At 62.6% G+C, this 15,549-nt stretch carries 13 protein-coding genes and 2 pseudogenes; 10 read left to right on the top strand and 5 right to left on the bottom strand.

Annotated elements, in window-relative coordinates; all coding sequences use genetic code 11:
- The first annotated feature begins 56 nt into the window (after positions 1-56).
- Positions 57-3,716, top strand: a complete 3,660-nt coding sequence (locus tag DKK66_RS18795) for a PAS domain S-box protein (protein ID WP_131360489.1) — start codon at positions 57-59, stop codon at positions 3,714-3,716.
- A complete protein-coding gene (locus DKK66_RS18790; protein ID WP_131360488.1) occupies positions 3,713-4,711 on the top strand; it encodes a two-component system response regulator in 999 nt (332 codons plus the stop codon). Before DKK66_RS18795 ends, DKK66_RS18790 begins: the two co-directional genes overlap by 4 nt.
- Before the next feature lie 12 nt (positions 4,712-4,723).
- On the opposite strand, the gene DKK66_RS18785 is transcribed toward DKK66_RS18790, so the two are convergent.
- The 4 genes from DKK66_RS18785 to DKK66_RS18770 form a co-directional block, all read right to left on the bottom strand.
- On the bottom strand, positions 4,724-5,119 hold the full coding sequence (locus tag DKK66_RS18785) for a VOC family protein (protein WP_062787968.1): 396 nt from the start codon (positions 5,117-5,119) through the stop codon (positions 4,724-4,726).
- A 120-nt stretch (positions 5,120-5,239) separates the two neighbouring features.
- Positions 5,240-5,746 (bottom strand): VOC family protein, encoded by a 507-nt coding sequence (locus tag DKK66_RS18780; protein WP_131360487.1) that lies wholly within the window; start codon positions 5,744-5,746, stop codon positions 5,240-5,242.
- A 24-nt stretch (positions 5,747-5,770) separates the two neighbouring features.
- On the bottom strand, positions 5,771-6,115 hold the full coding sequence (locus DKK66_RS18775; RefSeq protein WP_131360485.1) for a DUF3088 domain-containing protein: 345 nt from the start codon (positions 6,113-6,115) through the stop codon (positions 5,771-5,773).
- Positions 6,116-6,181: 66 nt separating this feature from the next.
- The gene (locus DKK66_RS18770) at positions 6,182-7,294 is read right to left on the bottom strand and encodes a porin (protein WP_131360483.1); all 1,113 of its coding nucleotides are present in this window, start codon (positions 7,292-7,294) and stop codon (positions 6,182-6,184) included.
- A gap of 318 nt (positions 7,295-7,612) precedes the next feature.
- Between DKK66_RS18770 and DKK66_RS18765 the strand changes: the two genes are divergently transcribed.
- From DKK66_RS18765 to DKK66_RS18740, 7 genes and pseudogenes are all read left to right on the top strand, one after another.
- Positions 7,613-8,614, top strand: a complete 1,002-nt coding sequence (locus DKK66_RS18765; protein ID WP_045846136.1) for an LLM class flavin-dependent oxidoreductase — start codon at positions 7,613-7,615, stop codon at positions 8,612-8,614.
- A 30-nt stretch (positions 8,615-8,644) separates the two neighbouring features.
- The gene (locus DKK66_RS18760; protein ID WP_131360481.1) at positions 8,645-9,985 is read left to right on the top strand and encodes an LLM class flavin-dependent oxidoreductase; all 1,341 of its coding nucleotides are present in this window, start codon (positions 8,645-8,647) and stop codon (positions 9,983-9,985) included.
- A complete protein-coding gene (locus tag DKK66_RS18755; RefSeq protein WP_131360479.1) occupies positions 9,985-11,196 on the top strand; it encodes a M20 aminoacylase family protein in 1,212 nt (403 codons plus the stop codon). The genes DKK66_RS18760 and DKK66_RS18755 overlap by 1 nt, the downstream gene beginning before the upstream one ends.
- A 39-nt stretch (positions 11,197-11,235) precedes the next feature.
- Positions 11,236-11,778 carry a GNAT family N-acetyltransferase gene (locus DKK66_RS18750; RefSeq protein ID WP_131360477.1) on the top strand — a complete coding sequence of 181 codons (543 nt, stop codon included), beginning with the start codon at positions 11,236-11,238 and terminating at the stop codon, positions 11,776-11,778.
- Positions 11,779-11,836: 58 nt separating this feature from the next.
- Positions 11,837-12,727, top strand: a pseudogene (locus tag DKK66_RS20560) (amino acid ABC transporter permease); the annotation flags it as partial.
- Between the two features lie 98 nt (positions 12,728-12,825).
- Positions 12,826-13,128: pseudogene (locus DKK66_RS20380) on the top strand (AAA family ATPase); the annotation flags it as partial.
- Positions 13,129-13,149: 21 nt separating this feature from the next.
- Positions 13,150-14,151 carry an ABC transporter substrate-binding protein gene (locus tag DKK66_RS18740; protein WP_207389819.1) on the top strand — a complete coding sequence of 334 codons (1,002 nt, stop codon included), beginning with the start codon at positions 13,150-13,152 and terminating at the stop codon, positions 14,149-14,151.
- A 59-nt stretch (positions 14,152-14,210) separates the two neighbouring features.
- Here DKK66_RS18740 and DKK66_RS18735 read toward each other — a convergent pair whose 3' ends face one another.
- On the bottom strand, positions 14,211-14,714 hold the full coding sequence (locus DKK66_RS18735) for a MarR family winged helix-turn-helix transcriptional regulator (RefSeq protein ID WP_131360475.1): 504 nt from the start codon (positions 14,712-14,714) through the stop codon (positions 14,211-14,213).
- A 33-nt stretch (positions 14,715-14,747) separates the two neighbouring features.
- Between DKK66_RS18735 and DKK66_RS18730 the strand changes: the two genes are divergently transcribed.
- Positions 14,748-15,485 (top strand): siderophore-interacting protein, encoded by a 738-nt coding sequence (locus DKK66_RS18730; protein WP_131360473.1) that lies wholly within the window; start codon positions 14,748-14,750, stop codon positions 15,483-15,485.
- Positions 15,486-15,549 lie beyond the last annotated feature (64 nt).

Genomic DNA, 15,549 nt, shown 5'->3' with positions numbered 1-15,549 from the left:
TGCGGGCCACCACGTGAACAGGTGGCCGCTTTCCCATTCCGACAAGGCCTTGCCTCATGCTTGACGCTTTTTTCATCTTCTCTGACAGCCGCACACTGCCGCTCTTGCCCGGCATCTATCAGCCCTGGCTGGTGGCCCTGTCCGTGCTGGTGGCCATTGTCACCTCGGTCGTCACCCTGTACATGGCCGGGCTGGCTGCGCGCACACTGTCCAGTAGCCTGCGCCAGATTGCACTGCTCAGCGGTGCCCTGTTCCAGGGCATCGGCATCTGGGCCATGCATTTTGTCGGCATGCTGGCCTTTGATTTGTGCACCTCGGTGCATTACGACCTGCAACTGACCTTGCTATCCATCCTGCCGGCTTTCTGTGCGTCCTGGGTGGCGCTCAACATGCTGGCGTCCCCCCGTGTCAGCCGCCCGCAATTGTTGCTGGGCGGCCTGCTGGTGGGGGCGGGGATAGGCGGCATGCACTACACCGGCATGGCCGCCATGCAGATGGCGCCCATCCTGCGCTACGCGCCGGGCTGGTTTGTGTTTTCGCTGCTGATTGCCATTTTGCTGGCCACCCTGTCGCTGTGGATACGCTTCGGCCTGCGCCAGCTGGCCCGACTGGGCGAGGGCAGAACCAATCTGCTGGCCGGTTGCATCATGGGCTTTGCCATTGCCGGCATGCACTACAGCGGCATGCTGTCGGCCCGCTTCATCGGCGTGGCAGAGCCGGCAGGCCGGGTGGTGGCGGAAAACGGCAAGATGGCGGCGGTGGTGGCCTTGCTCACCCTGTGTGCCGGGGTGCTGGTGCTGGCTGGCAATACCTTGTTGCGCTATCGCCAGCTGGCGGCGGAAAAGACCGCTGGCGAGGCGCGCTTGCAGGCGGTGGTGGACACGGCGGTGGACGGCATCATCAGCATGGATGCGCGTGGCCGGGTGCTGGAAATGAACCGGGCCGCCGAGTTGCTGTTCGGCTGGCAGTCTGCCGAGCTGGTGGGCCGCAACATCAATATGCTGATGCCCGAGCCTTACCGTTCCGGCCACGATGGCTATCTGGCGCATTATCTGCAGACGGGCGATGCCCGGGTGATCGGTGTGGGGCGCGAGGTGAGTGCGCGCCGCAAGGATGGGTCGGTGTTTCCCATCCGGCTGGCGGTAGGCCGGGTGGATACCGGGCGCGAGCCGATGTTTGTCGGCTTTGTCACCGACATCAGCGAACGCACCGCCATGGAGCGCGAACTCAAGCTGCGCGAAAGCCAGTACCGCACCCTGATTGCCAATATGCCCGGCGTGGCCTTTCGCAGCCGGGTGGATCGGGACTGGAGCAAGATCTTCATCAGCGACAGCATCGCCGAGCTGTGCGGCTGGCCGGCAGCCAGCTTTCTGGATGGCAGCATCAGCCTGCTGTCCATCATGCATCCGGATGATGTGCAGCGCGTGCGCGATACCGTGAGCCAGGCGGTCAGCGAGGGCCGATCCTACGTGGTGGAGTACCGGCTGTTTCACATGGCGGGTGGCGAGCGCTGGGTGTCGGAAAGTGCGGGCATCGTGTTTGACCTGGACGAGCAGCCGCAGTGGATAGACGGGGTGATGATAGACATCACCGAAAGCCGCCTGCGTGCGGCGGAGTACGAAGGTGTGGTGTATGCCATCCGCCAGGCGCTGGCGGTGGTGGAGTTCGACATGGATGGCCATATCCTCACCGCCAATGACAGTTTTCTGGCACTTACCGGCTACCGGCAGGACGAGCTGCAAGGCAGGCATCACAGCGTGCTGTGCCAGCCGGAAGAAGCCGCCTCAGCTGCATACCAGACTTTCTGGTCCGATTTGCGCGCGGGGAAGTTTCAAAGCGGCGAATTTTTGCGTTACGCCAAGGATGGCCGTCCGGTGTGGATTCAGGCGGTGTACAACCCGATTCTGGATCTGGACGGCAAGCCCTGCAAAGTGGTGAAGCTGGCCAGCGACGTGACCGACCGCAAGCATATGGAGCAGGACCTGATGGCCGCGCGCGACCGCGCCGAGCAGGCAGCGGCGGCCAAAGGCATGTTCCTGGCCAATATGAGCCATGAAATCCGCACCCCGATGAATGCCATCATCGGCTTTGCCCAGCTGCTGCTGGACGGCAGCTTGCAGCCGGAGCAGCGCCGCCACCTGCAAACCATCAACCAGTCCGCGCGGGCGCTGCTGGGCCTGCTCAATGGCGTGCTGGATACCGCCAAGCTGGAACGCGGTGCGCTGGAACTGGATGAGGCGGATTACTCGCTGCACGAGCTGTGCCAGCAACTGGTGGATGCCTTTGCCCTGCAGGCACGCGACAAGCAGCTGGCGCTGCAACTGGACTACGCCGCCGATTGCCCGCAGCTGTTGTATGGCGACGTGCTGCGCATGCGGCAGATTTTGACCAATCTGCTGGGAAATGCCGTCAAGTTCACCGAACAGGGCCAGGTGGTGGTGCAGGTGCGCTGCGAGGCCGACCGCTTGCACATCGCTGTCAGCGACAGCGGCATCGGCATTGCGCCAGACCGGCTGGACAGCATCTTCGCCCCGTTCAGCCAGGCGGATGCCAGCATGGCGCGCCGCTTTGGCGGCACCGGGCTTGGCACCACCATTGCCCGCCAGCTGGTGGAGCTGATGGGCGGCAGCATTCAGGTACGCAGCCAATTGGGCGTGGGTTCCACCTTTGATATCAGTCTGCCGCTGCAAACCGCCCGTGGCAGCCTGCCAGCCAGCAGCGCGGCGCCAACGCTGGTCTTGCCGCCGCTGCGCGTGCTGGCGGTGGATGATGTGCCGGAAAACCTGGAACTGCTGCAACTGATGCTGCAACGCGAAGGCCTGCAGGTGAGCACCGCCAGCGGCGGGGCGGAGGCGGTGGCCCTGCACGCGGCCCAGCGTTTTGATGTGGTGCTGATGGATGTGCAGATGCCCGAAGTGGACGGGCTGGAAGCCACCCGCCAGTTGCGGGCGCAAGAAGCGCGCAGCGGTCAGCCGCCCACGCCGGTGATTGCTCTGACCGCCAGCGTGCTCAGTCAGGACCGCAAGGATGCCGAAGCCGCCGGCATGAACGGCTTTGCCGTCAAACCGCTGGACATGGCCAGCCTGCGGCAGGAAATTGCCCGCGTCACCGGCCTGCCCGGCACGATGGCCGATGTCGGTCACAGCACCACTCAGCAGGCTGTGCTTATCGACTGGGACAGCGCACTGGCGCGCTGGGGCGAGCGTGAGGTGCTGGTGGGGCGTATCCGCCGTTTTCTGGCCGACAATCAGCCGCAGCTGGCTGCGCTGGCCGACGCCGATGCCGCCAGTTGCCGTCAGCAAGCGCACCGCCTGCGCGGGCTTGCCGCCAATCTGGGGCTGATGCAATTGCAGCAACAGCTGGCCGCAGTGGAGCAGGCCGCTGCCTGCAGCCCGGCACAGGCCGATGCCATTGACAACATCATGGCCGGCGTGGCCGCCGCCTTGCCTGCATCCGGCACCGCGCTTGTCACCGAGGTGGCAGACAGCACAGCCGCGCCATTGCCTGCCGCCGCCCGGCCCTGGCTGCAACGGGTGATGGCAGCGTGCGGGCAGGCCAGCCTGGACGACGAAGCCATGCAGGCGCTAGCCGGCTTATTGCCCGCCGTCAGCTTGCAAGACTTGCAGGCTGCGCTGGATGATTTTGATTTTGATGCGGCCCTGAAGGCTGCGCATGCACTACTGCCGGACGCAGCCGGAGAAACGGAAGCACCATGAGCCCTATCGAAGACACGCGTCCCTGCCTGCTGCTGGTGGATGACGAACCGAATAATCTGCAAGTCTTGCGCCACATCCTGCAGGACCACTACCGCCTGCTGTTTGCCCGCGATGGCGAGAAGGCCCTGCAACTGGCGGCGGCGTCCAGGCCGGATTTGATCCTGCTGGATGTGATGATGCCCGGCATGACTGGGCTGGAAGTGTGCCGCCAGCTCAAGCAGAACCCGCAGACGGCTGCGCTGCCGGTGATTTTCGTGACGGCGCTGAGTGACAGCAAGGACGAAGCGGAAGGCTTTGCCGCCGGTGCCGTGGACTACATCAGCAAGCCGGTCAGCCCGCCCATCGTGCTGGCGCGGGTGCGTACCCATCTGTCACTGGTGCGGGTGGAGGAACTGGTGGAAACCCGGCTGCAGATCATCCAGCGGCTGGGCCGGGCGGCCGAATTCAAGGATAACGAAACCGGCCTGCATGTAATCCGCATGAGCCATTACTCGCGGTTGCTGGCGCTGGCGGCCGGTCATGGCGAGCGCTTTGCCGACGAGTTGCTCAATGCCGCGCCCATGCACGATATCGGCAAGATCGGCATTCCGGATGCCATCCTGCTCAAGCCGGGCAAACTGGATGCGGATGAGTGGAACATCATGCGCAGCCATGCCGAAATCGGTTCCCGCATCATTGGTGAAGACAAATCCAGCCTGTTGCAGATGGCGGCCACCATTGCGCTCAGCCATCACGAACGCTGGGATGGCACGGGTTATCCGCAGGGTTTGCAGGGTGAAGCCATTCCGCTGGCCGCGCGCATTGTGGCCATTGCCGATGTGTTCGACGCATTGACCAGCAAGCGGCCTTACAAACATGCCTGGACGGTGGATGAGGCGTTTGCGCTGATTGCCAGTGAAGCAGGCAAGCACTTCGACCCCGCGCTGGCGGCCTGCTTCCTCGGTTTGCGGGCCGAGCTGGAAGCCATACGCCAGCGCTGGCAGGAGACGGTCTGAACGACCGGATGGTCAGGACAGGTATTCGGAAATCTCGATCAGGTTCTGATCCGGGTCGCGCAGGTAAACCGAGCGGATCTTGCCGGTGGCACCAGTACGGCCTACCGGCCCTTCAATGATGGCCAGGCCTTTTTCCTGCAGGCGGGCCATCACCGTGTCCAGCGGCTGGCTGGCGATGAAACACAGGTCCAGTGCGCCGGGAGTGGGCAGGGCGGCCTTGGGTTCGAACTCCTTGCCCTGCACGTGGATATTGATTTTCTGGCTGCCAAACTTCAGTGCCAGCCGCTCCACTGGCGGGGTGCCGCCAATGAATTTTTCCAGCGTCATGCCCAGGCCGTCACAATAAAAGGCCAGGCAGTCATCCAGGCGGGCGGTGGTGAGGACGAGGTGGTCGAGATGGCTGATCATGCGGCAAGACTCCATAAACAGGTGGGCTGTCCATCTTGCTGCATAGCGCCATCCCGGCGCAATCCCTGTTTGGCAGAACAGCGGGCCGCGCAGGCAGCAAGCCGCTGTCCTGTGTGCTGCCTAGTGGCTGGCAAAACGCGCCAGTTCCCGTTCCCAGTCCAGCGGGGCGGTGCGGATGTCGCGGTCCTCGTCGCGGATGGCATCAGCCGGCAGGAACCAGTTGACTTCAAACAGCAGGCCGTCCGGGTCGTGGCCGTACACGCTCTTGAAAATACCGTGGTCTTCTTCCAGGCCCAGCTTGCCAAGTGCCTGCAACTGATCGCGGATGCGCTTGAGTTCCAGCAGGGTGTCCACTTCCCAGGCCAGGTGGTAAAGCCCGGCCGGCGGCTCGTTGGCCCCCGGAGTTTCACCGCGCGCGCTGAACACGCCTGCGCGTTGCTGACCCTGATTGCGGGCGAACAAGGCCAGGTCGTGATGGTTGTCCGACTCTGCCGCCTGGGCAAAGAAAGCCTTTTCCGGTTGCGGGCCGGGGGAGGGGTTAAACCCCAGCACTTGCTGGTAGAAGCGGGTGCTGTCGGCAACATCGCTGACATACAGCACTGCGTGGTTCAGGCGTTTGATTCCCATGATGTGCTTTCAATGTGGCAAGGGTTACAGACGATAGGCAGCGTGGTGCTGTGCCAGATAATCGGCAATCTGCCGGGCGTCTTGCAGGAAATGCCGTCCGCCATATTGTCTGGCACCGGCCGGTAAGGGGCTGGCCGGGTCCAGTATCAGCACTGGCAGGCTCTGGTTTTCTTCGCCCAGCAGCGCGATTACCGGCTGTCGCGGCCGTGGAAACGGCAGGCGGCGGATTTCAATGCGCTCGGCCAAGGCTGGCTGCACCGCCAGCAGGCCCTCCAGCAGGTTACTGTGCGGGCAGACAAAGCGCTGGTCGGCCGGATGGTCGAGACGGGTGAATCCGGGCTCCAGCAAAAACAGGGTGTCGCGGCTCATCAGGCATCTTTCGCAGTAAAAATGGTGTGGCAGCAAGAACCCCGCCGGGAGGTGGGGCATGAGGTCTTAGAAGGATTTGGCCAGGGCCAGGTTGAGCGAGCTTTCACTGCTTACACCATTGCCACCCCAGTTGACGCGGCCATATGAGGCATAAGCACGTGTTTGTTTGGACAGGTTGTATATCGTGCCCAGCACATATTGGGTGTAGCCGGTCTTGTCGACGTTGCTGCCACCGATTTGCACGTCGTAGCCCTTGGTCAGCGAAACATATGGCAGCCAGGCACCTACGTTGTAGCCGAAGGTGAGCACGGCTTCACGGGTTTTCACATCCTGACCGGAAGCGGCGGCACTCAGGCTCTGGCCGCTGGCTGCCAGGCGGGCATTCAGCACATTGACGTTGTAAGCCACGCCCGGATTGTCAACAAATTTGCCGCTGGAAACACCCAGATAGCCGTTAACGGTCTGGAAACCCAAGGCCAGGTAGATGGGGTCGCTGATATAGCCTGCTTCCACACGCCACCAGTTTTTCACCGCGCCGGTCTGGGCGGATGAGTTCACCTGTTTGGCATCCCCCTTGGTTTCATAGCTGAACTTGGCAAAGTAACCGGCCTGTTCGTAGCTCAGGCCCAGGTTGAATACCTGGTTGTTGGTGGGCTGGCCATTGCTGTCATTGGCGCGTTTCTCGTCTGCCGCCCAGGTGGTGGTAAAGCTGAAACCGGCCAGGTTGGGGCTGTCGTAGCGCACGGCATTGTTCAGGCGACCGTCCAGACGGGTGGAATACAGCTGGCCGCCTACGCCGCTGTAAGCACCCGGATCGATATATTCCATGTCCAGGTTGGCGTAGTCGGACAGTCGGCCCAGGCGCAGCTTGCCGTATTCGGTTTGCAGGCCGATGAAGGAGTCGCGGCTGGCGAAGGTGTCCGTACCGCTGCCATCCACGTGGATGCGGTTTTCCACCTGCCAGATGGCAGTCAGGCCATTACCCAGATTTTCCGAACCCTTGAAGCCGATACGCGAGGTATTGTCGTCTACGTGTACAGCACTCTGGCTGCCAGTAGCGGTGTAACTACGGACGCTGGAAATGTCGCCAGCAATCTTGCCGTAGATGGTTACGCCCTCATCGGCATGGGCAAACAAGGGAGTAGCAGCAATAGCCAGGGTGAGCAGTTTTATTTTCATGATGTGTTCACAGGAAATCGGTTGGTCGGACAAGCAAGCCGTTGCCAGGGTGGCGGGTTTCGGCTGGTGCTTATTCTTCCGTATTGTTCCCGTTTATTTAATCAATAAAAAATGATTAACAAATCAAACTGATTTTGCAGGTTTTATTCATATTGATTTGTTTTTCATGGCTTTCTGCTGATTATTGCTAAGTCAATTTTTTATTGGAATTTGCAGGAAAATGAATAAGCTGCGCGGATAAGCATATCAATTTAATTTGATTGATCTTCAAATTGGCTGGGAATAGATTTTGTGGCGTCAATTACACGGTGCACACAAATGTCATACTCCCTGTCCATCCTGGATAAAAGCCCGATTCCGCCGGGCGCTACCGCGGCCGATGCGCTGGCCAATACCGTGGCGCTGGCCAAGCTGGCAGAACAGTTGGGCTATTACCGTTTCTGGGTGGCCGAACACCACAGCACACCGCTGCTGGCCAGTTCCGCGCCCGAAGTACTGATCTCCCACATCCTGGCGCATACCAGCCGCATCCGCGTGGGCAGTGGCGGCGTCATGCTGCAGCACTACAGCCCCTACAAAGTGGCGGAAACCTTCAACCTGCTGGCGGCGCTGGCGCCGGGCCGGGTGGATCTGGGCGTGGGCAAGGCCCCCGGCGGCCTGCCGTTCAGCACCCGTGCCTTGCAGCACTATCACGATGCCGCACGCAAGCCCGACTTCACCGCCCAGCTGACCGAACTGAATGCCTTCCTGAACGAGGGCCAGCCGGAGGGCCATCCGCTGGCCGGGGCAAAGGCTACGCCGTTGCCACCCATTACCCCGGGGCGCTTCCTGCTGGGCGGCAGCCCGGACAGCGCCCGGCTGGCCGCCCGCCTGGGCTGGGATTTTGCCTATGCCGGCCATTTCAACGGCGACCCTTTGAATATCCAGCAATCCATTGCCGTGTACCGCCAGTGGACCGGCAAGGTGCCCGCACTGGCGCTGTATGCCTTTGTGGCGGAAACCCGCGAACAGGCGCAGGCACTGGTGGGGGAGCTGAAGCTGTTCAAAGTGACGCTGGAAGATGGCCGCAGCGTCAATGTGCCCAGCCGTGAAGCAGCAGAAGAATTTGCCCGTCAGGCTGGCAGCAGCCAGTACCAGCTGGAAGAAAAGCATCCGCACGTGATAGCCGGTACTGCCGGTGATGTGCGCGCCGAGCTGGATTCCCTGCACCAGAGCTACGGCATCCGCGAATTCATCATCGATATCCCAGTGGCCCAGTTTGCGCTGCGCCGCGCCTCCATTGCCCTGCTGGCCGAAGCGCGCGAGCCGCTGGCCGCCTGACCGTACTGATCAATCTTTTTGGAGCTGAACATGAGCAAACCCATTACTTTCGGCATCATGCTGCACGGCGCTGGTGGTCACATGCACGCCTGGAAACACCCCAGCGGCCCGGCGGATGCCAGCGTGAACCTGCAGTTCTATATCGATACCGTGCAGAAAGCCGAAGCCAACGGCTTTGCCTTTGCCTTTGTGGCGGACGGCCTGTACATCAACGAAAAATCGATTCCGCACTTCCTCAACCGTTTCGAGCCGATTTCCATCCTGTCGGCGCTGGCCAGCGTGACACGCAAGATCGGCCTGGCCGGCACCGTGTCCACTTCCTACAGCGACCCGTTTACCGTGGCGCGCCAGTTCGGCTCGCTCGACCTGATCAGCAGCGGCCGCGCCGGCTGGAATGTGGTGACCACGCCGCTGGAGGGCACGGCGCTCAACTACAGCCGCCCGCATCCGGAACACAGCCTGCGTTATGAAATTGCCGACGAATACCTGCAAGTCACCCAGGGTTTGTGGGACAGCTGGGACGACGACGCCTTGCCGCGTAACCGTGAAACCGGCCAGTTCTTCGACAAGGACAAGCTGCACACCCTGAACCACAAGGGGCGTTTCTTCCAGGTGGCCGGGCCGCTGAACATCAGCCGCTCGCCGCAGGGCCAGCCGGTAATTTTCCAGGCCGGTTCTTCCGATGCCGGTATCGGCCTGGCGGGCAAGTATGCCGACGCGGTGTTTACCCACTCGCCCTCCATCGAAGAAACCCGCGACTTCCTGCGCAAGGTGAAAACCAGTGCCGTGCTGCAAGCCCGCAAGGCGGACGATGTGAAAATCTTCCCCGGTATTGCGCCGGTGGTGGCCGCCACCGATGCCGAGGCCGAAGCCAAGTTCCGCATCATCCAGCAACTGCTGACCATCGATGACGCACTGGCCTATCTGGGCCGCTTCTTCGACCACCACGACTTTACCCGGTACCCGCTGGACGAGGCCTTCCCGGAGCTTGGCGATATCGGTCGCAACAGCTTCCGTTCCACTACCGACCAGATCAAGGCCCGCGCCCGTGAGCACGGCCTGACCCTGCGCCAGGTGGCGCTGGAAGTGGCCACCCCGCGCAGCAACTTTGTCGGCAGTGGTGAAAAAGTGGCGGCAGAGATCATTCGCTGGGTGGATGAGGGCGCGGCTGACGGTTTCATCCTTGGCTTCCCGGTGGTGGCCGAAGGGCTGGATGACTTCATCACCCATGTGCTGCCGGTGCTGGAAAAGAGCGGACGCTTCAATCGCCAGCTGGACGGCCGCACCCTGCGCGACCATCTGGGCCTGCCGCGCAAGGAAAGCCGTTACCAGCAAGCGGCCGAGCACAGCAGCCAGCAGCAGGTGGCCTGATGAATGCAGCATTAGACAGCGCCGTGTTGCCGCGCAGCCTGCAGATCGAAACCGGCATTGCGGCTGCCAATGCCGAATTCGTCGCCCTGCGTCGCGACCTGCACCAGCACCCGGAACTGGCGTTTGCCGAACATCGCACCGCCGGCAAGGTGGCCGCGCTATTGCAGCAGTGGGGCTATCAGGTGACCACCGGCATTGCCGGCACCGGGGTGGTGGGCAGCTTGCGCCGTGGCAGTAGCGAGCGTTCGCTCGGCCTGCGCGCCGACATGGATGCGCTGCCCATCCAGGAAGCCACCGGCCTGCCGTATGCCAGCCAGAACCCCGGCGTGATGCATGCCTGCGGGCATGACGGCCACACCGCCATCCTGCTGGCTGCCGCCCGCTTTCTGGCGCTGCACGGCCAGTTTGACGGCACCTTGCAGCTGATTTTCCAGCCGGCGGAAGAAACCGGCAGCGGCGCACGGCGCATGCTGGAGGAGGGCTTGTTCGAGCGCTTTCCCTGCGATGCGGTGTTCGGCCTGCACAACTGGCCCGGTGTGAGCTGCGGCCACATCGGCTGCATCGAAGGCCCGGCCATGGCCTCGGTGGATCAGGCGCACATCACCGTGCACGGCAAGGGCGGCCATGGGGCCGAACCGCATAACACGGTGGACCCGGTGCTGGTGAGTGCCCACGTGATTACCGCGCTGCAATCGGTGGTGTCACGCAATGTCGACCCGCTGGACATGGGCGTGCTCACCGTGGGCAGCATCCACGGCGGCCATGCGTCCAATGTGATTCCGGACAGCGTGGAGCTGAAACTGACCGCCCGCACCTTCCGCCCGGAAGTGCGCAGCCTGCTGCAACAGCGCGTGCCAGCACTGGTGGAGGCACAGGCGGCCAGCTTTGGCGCACGCGCCGAGGTGGATTACCGCCTGGGCTTCCCGCCGGTGTGCAATCACCCGGCAGAAACCGCACTGGCGCGTGAAGTGGCACAGGACACGCTGGGCGCGGCGCGGGTGGAAGAGGCTTTCCGGCCGCGCACCGCCAGCGAGGACTTTGCCTTCATGTTGCAGGCGCGCCCCGGCAGTTTCGTGTTTTTCGGCAATGGCGACAGCGCCGGCCTGCACAACCCGCGCTACGACTTCAACGACGCCATCCTGCCGCTGGCCGCCAGCTACTGGGTGGCCCTGGCCGAGCGCTACCTGCCGCTGCCACAGGCGGCCACATAACAAGCGACAGCCAGATACACATCGCAATGGACCGAGCACATGCGTGACTACTTTGTTTACACCACCACCACCGACCCGCGCGCCAGCGTGATGCTGGCCGAGCTGACGCAGGAATACGACGCACGCTACGGCAATCTGTTCAGCCCCGGCGGTGCGGCTGAAGAAATGCGGCGCTATCCGCCGGAAACCTTTGCGCCGCCACATGGCAACTTTCTGTTGCTGCTGCGGCAGGGCCAGGCGATTGCCGGCGGGGCCTTCAAGCGGCTGGATGAGCATACCGCCGAATTCAAGCGCATCTGGACCCACAGCCAGTTCCGCCGTCAGGGCTTGGCCGGGCTGGTGTTGCAGGAGCTGGAGGCGCAATGCCAGCGCCAGGGTTACCGCCAGATTTACCTGACCACCGGTTGCCGCCAGCCCGAGGCGGTCGGGCTCTACCTGCGTCATGGCTATCAGGCGCAGTTCGACCCCGAGGGTGATCTGGAAGCCTTGCGCACCCTGCCGTTTACCAAGGCAGTGCCACGTCAGACCAGCGCGCAATCCCACCCCGCGCACTGGACGGAACTGGCCGGCATTGCCGTTTGAAACCGCTTTGACTTGCTTGCCGACCACCCACCACGGCTTTTGCACAGGACAAGACATCATGAGTGAAATTACCGAAGTCGGCGATATCGCCTTCAGTCATCCGCACCCGCTGCCACGGCAGGCAAACGAGCCAGCAGCGGCAGAAACCGGCGGCAGCAACCGTTATGCCGGGCTGCGCATCATCCCGGCGCGTTACCCAGCGCGCATTGCCGGCAGCGTGCTGGCCGTACTGCTGCTGGCTGCCATCATCAGTTCGGTGGCTACCAATCCGCGCTGGGGCTGGGCGGTGTTTGCCGAATGGTTCCTGGCCGCCCCGGTGCTGGAAGGCCTGGGCCGCACCTTGCTGCTGACCGCCATCGGCACGGTGCTGGGGTCGGTACTGGGCACGGTGCTGGCGCTGGCGCGGGTGTCGCGCTCGCCGCTGCTGGCCAGCCTGTCGTGGAGCTATATCTGGCTGTTCCGCTCCATTCCGCTGATCGTGTTGCTGCTTATCCTCAACAACCTGGGTTATCTGTACGAAACCATCAATATCGGTGTGCCGTATACCGGCATCAACTGGTTCAGCTATTCCACCACCGAGCTGATCAGCCCCTTTGCCGCAGCGGTGCTGGGCCTGAGCCTGAACCAGGCGGCATTCTCGGCGGAAATCATCCGTGGCGGCATTTTGTCGGTGGAGCAGGGCCAGCTTGAGGCCGCGGCCGCGCTGGGCCTGCCACGCGGACGGCAGATTTTCCGCATCGTGCTGCCGCAGGCCATGCGTACCATCTTGCCTACCGCCTTCAATGACATCATTGGCCTCGCCAAGGGTACGGCCAATGTCTACATCCTGGCGCTGCCGGAGCTGTTCTACACCATCCAGGTGGTGTACCACCGCAATCTGGAAGTGATTCCGCTGCTGATGGTGGCCACCGTGTGGTACCTGATCATCCTCACCGTACTGTCCACGGTACAGGTGCAGGTGGAGCGTCACTATGCACGTGGCGCGCTGCGCCAGCAGCCGCAGTCGTTGTGGCAGCGTGCCCGCCAGCGCTGCTGGCCTGTCAGCGCCAGCAGCAGCGCGTGGCCATTGCCCGTGCGCTGGCACTGCGCCCCAAGGTGCTGCTGTTTGACGAACCCACCTCGGCGCTGGACCCGGAGCTGGTGCAGGAAGTGCTGGACGTCATCAAGGAGCTGGCGCGCTCTGGCACCACGCTGCTGATTGTCACCCATGAAATCGGCTTTGCCCGTGAAGTGGCCGATACCGTGGTGTTCATGGAGCAGGGCCGCATTGTGGAAAGCGGCAGCCCGGAGCAGGTATTGCGTCAACCCCAGCAGCAGCGCACCCGCGAATTCCTGGCCCGCGTGCTGTAGGCCATGGGTAAAACATTTGCCATGAATAAAACATTTTCCACACACCGTCACGACCACAAGCAAGACCACAACAAGGAAAGCATCATGTCGCGTAACACCCATCTGCCGCGCCGTACCGTACTGGCCGCCCTCAGCCTTGCCCTGCTGGCCCCGCTGTTTGGCCATGCCGCCAGCAGCATCGACCTGAGCCCGGAGCAAAAAGGCCAGCCCAAGGGCCGTCCGGTGCCAGAGGCCATCAAACTGCTGTCCAAGGACGTCCGCTTCGTCAAGGACAAGACCTTCGTAGTGGCCATTGCTGGCGGCATTCTGCCGATTGGCGGTTTTGCCAGCGACTCGAAAACCATCATCGGTGCCGACCCGGACATCTCGCGCCTGGTGGCCGATGGCCTGGGGCGCAAGCTGGAACTGGTCAATGTGGCCTGGGCCGACTGGCCGCTGGGCTTGCAGTCCGGCAAGTACGATGCGGTGATTTCCAATGTCACCGTTACCGAAGCGCGCAAGGAGAAATTCGATTTCTCCACCTACCGCAAGGACTTGCTCGGCTTTTACACCAAGGCAGGAAGCAAGCTGAAAATCAATGAGCCCAAGGACACCGCCGGGCTGAAGGTGATTGTGGGCGCGGGCACCAATCAGGAGCAGATCCTGTTGGAATGGAACAAGAAAAACGAGGCTGCCGGCCTCAAACCGTTGCAGGCACTGTATTTTGATGATGAAGCCGTGGCCCGCGTAGCCCTGCAGTCCGGCCGCACCGATGCCTGGCTCGGCCCCAATGCCATCTATGCACTGGAAGCCGCGCGTACCGGCAAGGTGCGTCTGGCTGGCACCTTCTCTGGCGGTTGGCCGCTGACTGCTGACATTGCCGTTACCACCCGCAAGGACTCCGGCCTGGCTCCGGCGATTACCAAAATCATCAATACCCAGATTGCCAACGGCAATTACGCCAAGGTACTCAGCCGCTGGGGCCTGAGCGCCGAAGCGGTGAGCGAATCGCGCACCAACCCGCCCGGCCTGCCCAAGAGCTGAGCGCCTGGCAGCAAGCGGTAACAATGACAACGGCCCCTCGGGGCCGTTTTTTCATGTGTTCAGGTCTTGTCGCAATGCTTGTCACAGGACTTGTCCGGGCTGTCCTGCTCCAGATTGTGGCGGATGTGCTGCAAGGCTTGCAGCAATGCCTCGGCCTGCTCCGGCGCAATACCCTGCATGGCGCGGGCAGCCAGCAGACGGCCGTGCTGATGCAAGGTGGCATGCAGCGTCTGCCCGGCCTCGGTCAGGTACAGGCGCATGCTGCGCCGGTCCTGCGCATCGGCGCGGGCTTCCAGCAGCCCGGCTTCCTTCAGGCGGGCAATCAGCCGGGTGAGCTGGGCCTTGTCACGCCCGGAGTGCTGGGCGAGGTCGCTCTGGGTATTACCCGGATGGCGGCAGAAATAACCCAGCACCTTGCCTTCCATATGGGTCAGCCCCAGGGCATCGTCCCGGATCGCGGCAAACTGGCGCGAGCGGTATTGATGCATCAGGGTGTGGATGGCCTCGAAAATCTGCTCGGCGGTATCGTCAACATTGTTGACAAGGTCAACTTTATTTTGCATATTAGGTGATATTATCAATCAATTGGAGTCGCCATGACCACCATTTTGCCGCAACACCGTATCGAGCGGGTCAGATATGAACTGGCCAAGCGCAATGTCACCGTCCGCAAGGTAGAGCGCAGCGGCGACGGCTTTGCCCGCATCACCTTTGCCGGCGAGACGCTGCAGGGTTTCCAGTCGCAGTCTTTTGACGATCATATCAAGTTCATTTTTCAGGATGAGCAGGGCAATACCGTGATGCGCGACTACACCCCGCTGTCCGCCACGGCAGAGGATGGGCAGCTGACGCTGGAATTCGCACTGCACGGCCACGGTGCTGCCGCCAGCTGGGCACAGCAGGCCGAGGAGGGCATGCAGGCCATCATCGCCGGGCCCAAGGGCTCGATGATCATCCCGGCGCAGCAGGACTGGCATTTGCTGGTGGGCGATGCTTCGTCCCTGCCGGCCATCCGTCGCCGACTGGCCGAGCTGCCGCCCAGCGCCCATGTCGAGGTGATCTTGCTGCGTGCTGACAGCCATGACAGCTGGGCACTGCCGCAACAGGCTAACTGGAGTGTCAGCCAGCTGGCCGATGGCGAGGCCTTGCTGGCGGCACTACGTGGCTGGCAAGTACCGGACGGCCATGGTTTTGCCTGGTGCGCGGGCGAGGGCGGGCTGATGCGTCAGGCGCGCAGCATATTGCTGGAAGAAAAGCAGCTGCCGCGTGAAGGAGTGAAAGTGGCGGCGTACTGGCGGCTGGGTGAGGCGGATTTTCACGAGCGGCTGGCCTAGACGGGCCTGGAACAGTTGGTATCGCGCGGCTGACAAAGCCCTGCTGCTGCGCCGCCTTTCATCG

This window comes from Aquitalea sp. USM4 (genome assembly GCF_004328945.1).
GTDB classification, from domain to species: domain Bacteria; phylum Pseudomonadota; class Gammaproteobacteria; order Burkholderiales; family Chromobacteriaceae; genus Aquitalea; species Aquitalea pelogenes.
This window is presented reverse-complemented; position numbering and strand designations above follow the sequence as displayed.

Coding starts and splice junctions, on each gene's coding strand:
- DKK66_RS18755 (WP_131360479.1), top strand. CDS start 9,985: ATGAATGCAGCATTAGACAGCGCCGTGTTGCCGCGCAGCCTGCAGATC.
- DKK66_RS18790 (WP_131360488.1), top strand. CDS start 3,713: ATGAGCCCTATCGAAGACACGCGTCCCTGCCTGCTGCTGGTGGATGAC.
- DKK66_RS18740 (WP_207389819.1), top strand. CDS start 13,150: ATGAATAAAACATTTTCCACACACCGTCACGACCACAAGCAAGACCAC.
- DKK66_RS18765 (WP_045846136.1), top strand. CDS start 7,613: ATGTCATACTCCCTGTCCATCCTGGATAAAAGCCCGATTCCGCCGGGC.
- DKK66_RS18775 (WP_131360485.1), bottom strand. CDS start 6,115: ATGAGCCGCGACACCCTGTTTTTGCTGGAGCCCGGATTCACCCGTCTC.
- DKK66_RS18780 (WP_131360487.1), bottom strand. CDS start 5,746: ATGGGAATCAAACGCCTGAACCACGCAGTGCTGTATGTCAGCGATGTT.
- DKK66_RS18750 (WP_131360477.1), top strand. CDS start 11,236: ATGCGTGACTACTTTGTTTACACCACCACCACCGACCCGCGCGCCAGC.
- DKK66_RS18785 (WP_062787968.1), bottom strand. CDS start 5,119: ATGATCAGCCATCTCGACCACCTCGTCCTCACCACCGCCCGCCTGGAT.
- DKK66_RS18770 (WP_131360483.1), bottom strand. CDS start 7,294: ATGAAAATAAAACTGCTCACCCTGGCTATTGCTGCTACTCCCTTGTTT.
- DKK66_RS18735 (WP_131360475.1), bottom strand. CDS start 14,714: ATGCAAAATAAAGTTGACCTTGTCAACAATGTTGACGATACCGCCGAG.
- DKK66_RS18795 (WP_131360489.1), top strand. CDS start 57: ATGCTTGACGCTTTTTTCATCTTCTCTGACAGCCGCACACTGCCGCTC.
- DKK66_RS18760 (WP_131360481.1), top strand. CDS start 8,645: ATGAGCAAACCCATTACTTTCGGCATCATGCTGCACGGCGCTGGTGGT.
- DKK66_RS18730 (WP_131360473.1), top strand. CDS start 14,748: ATGACCACCATTTTGCCGCAACACCGTATCGAGCGGGTCAGATATGAA.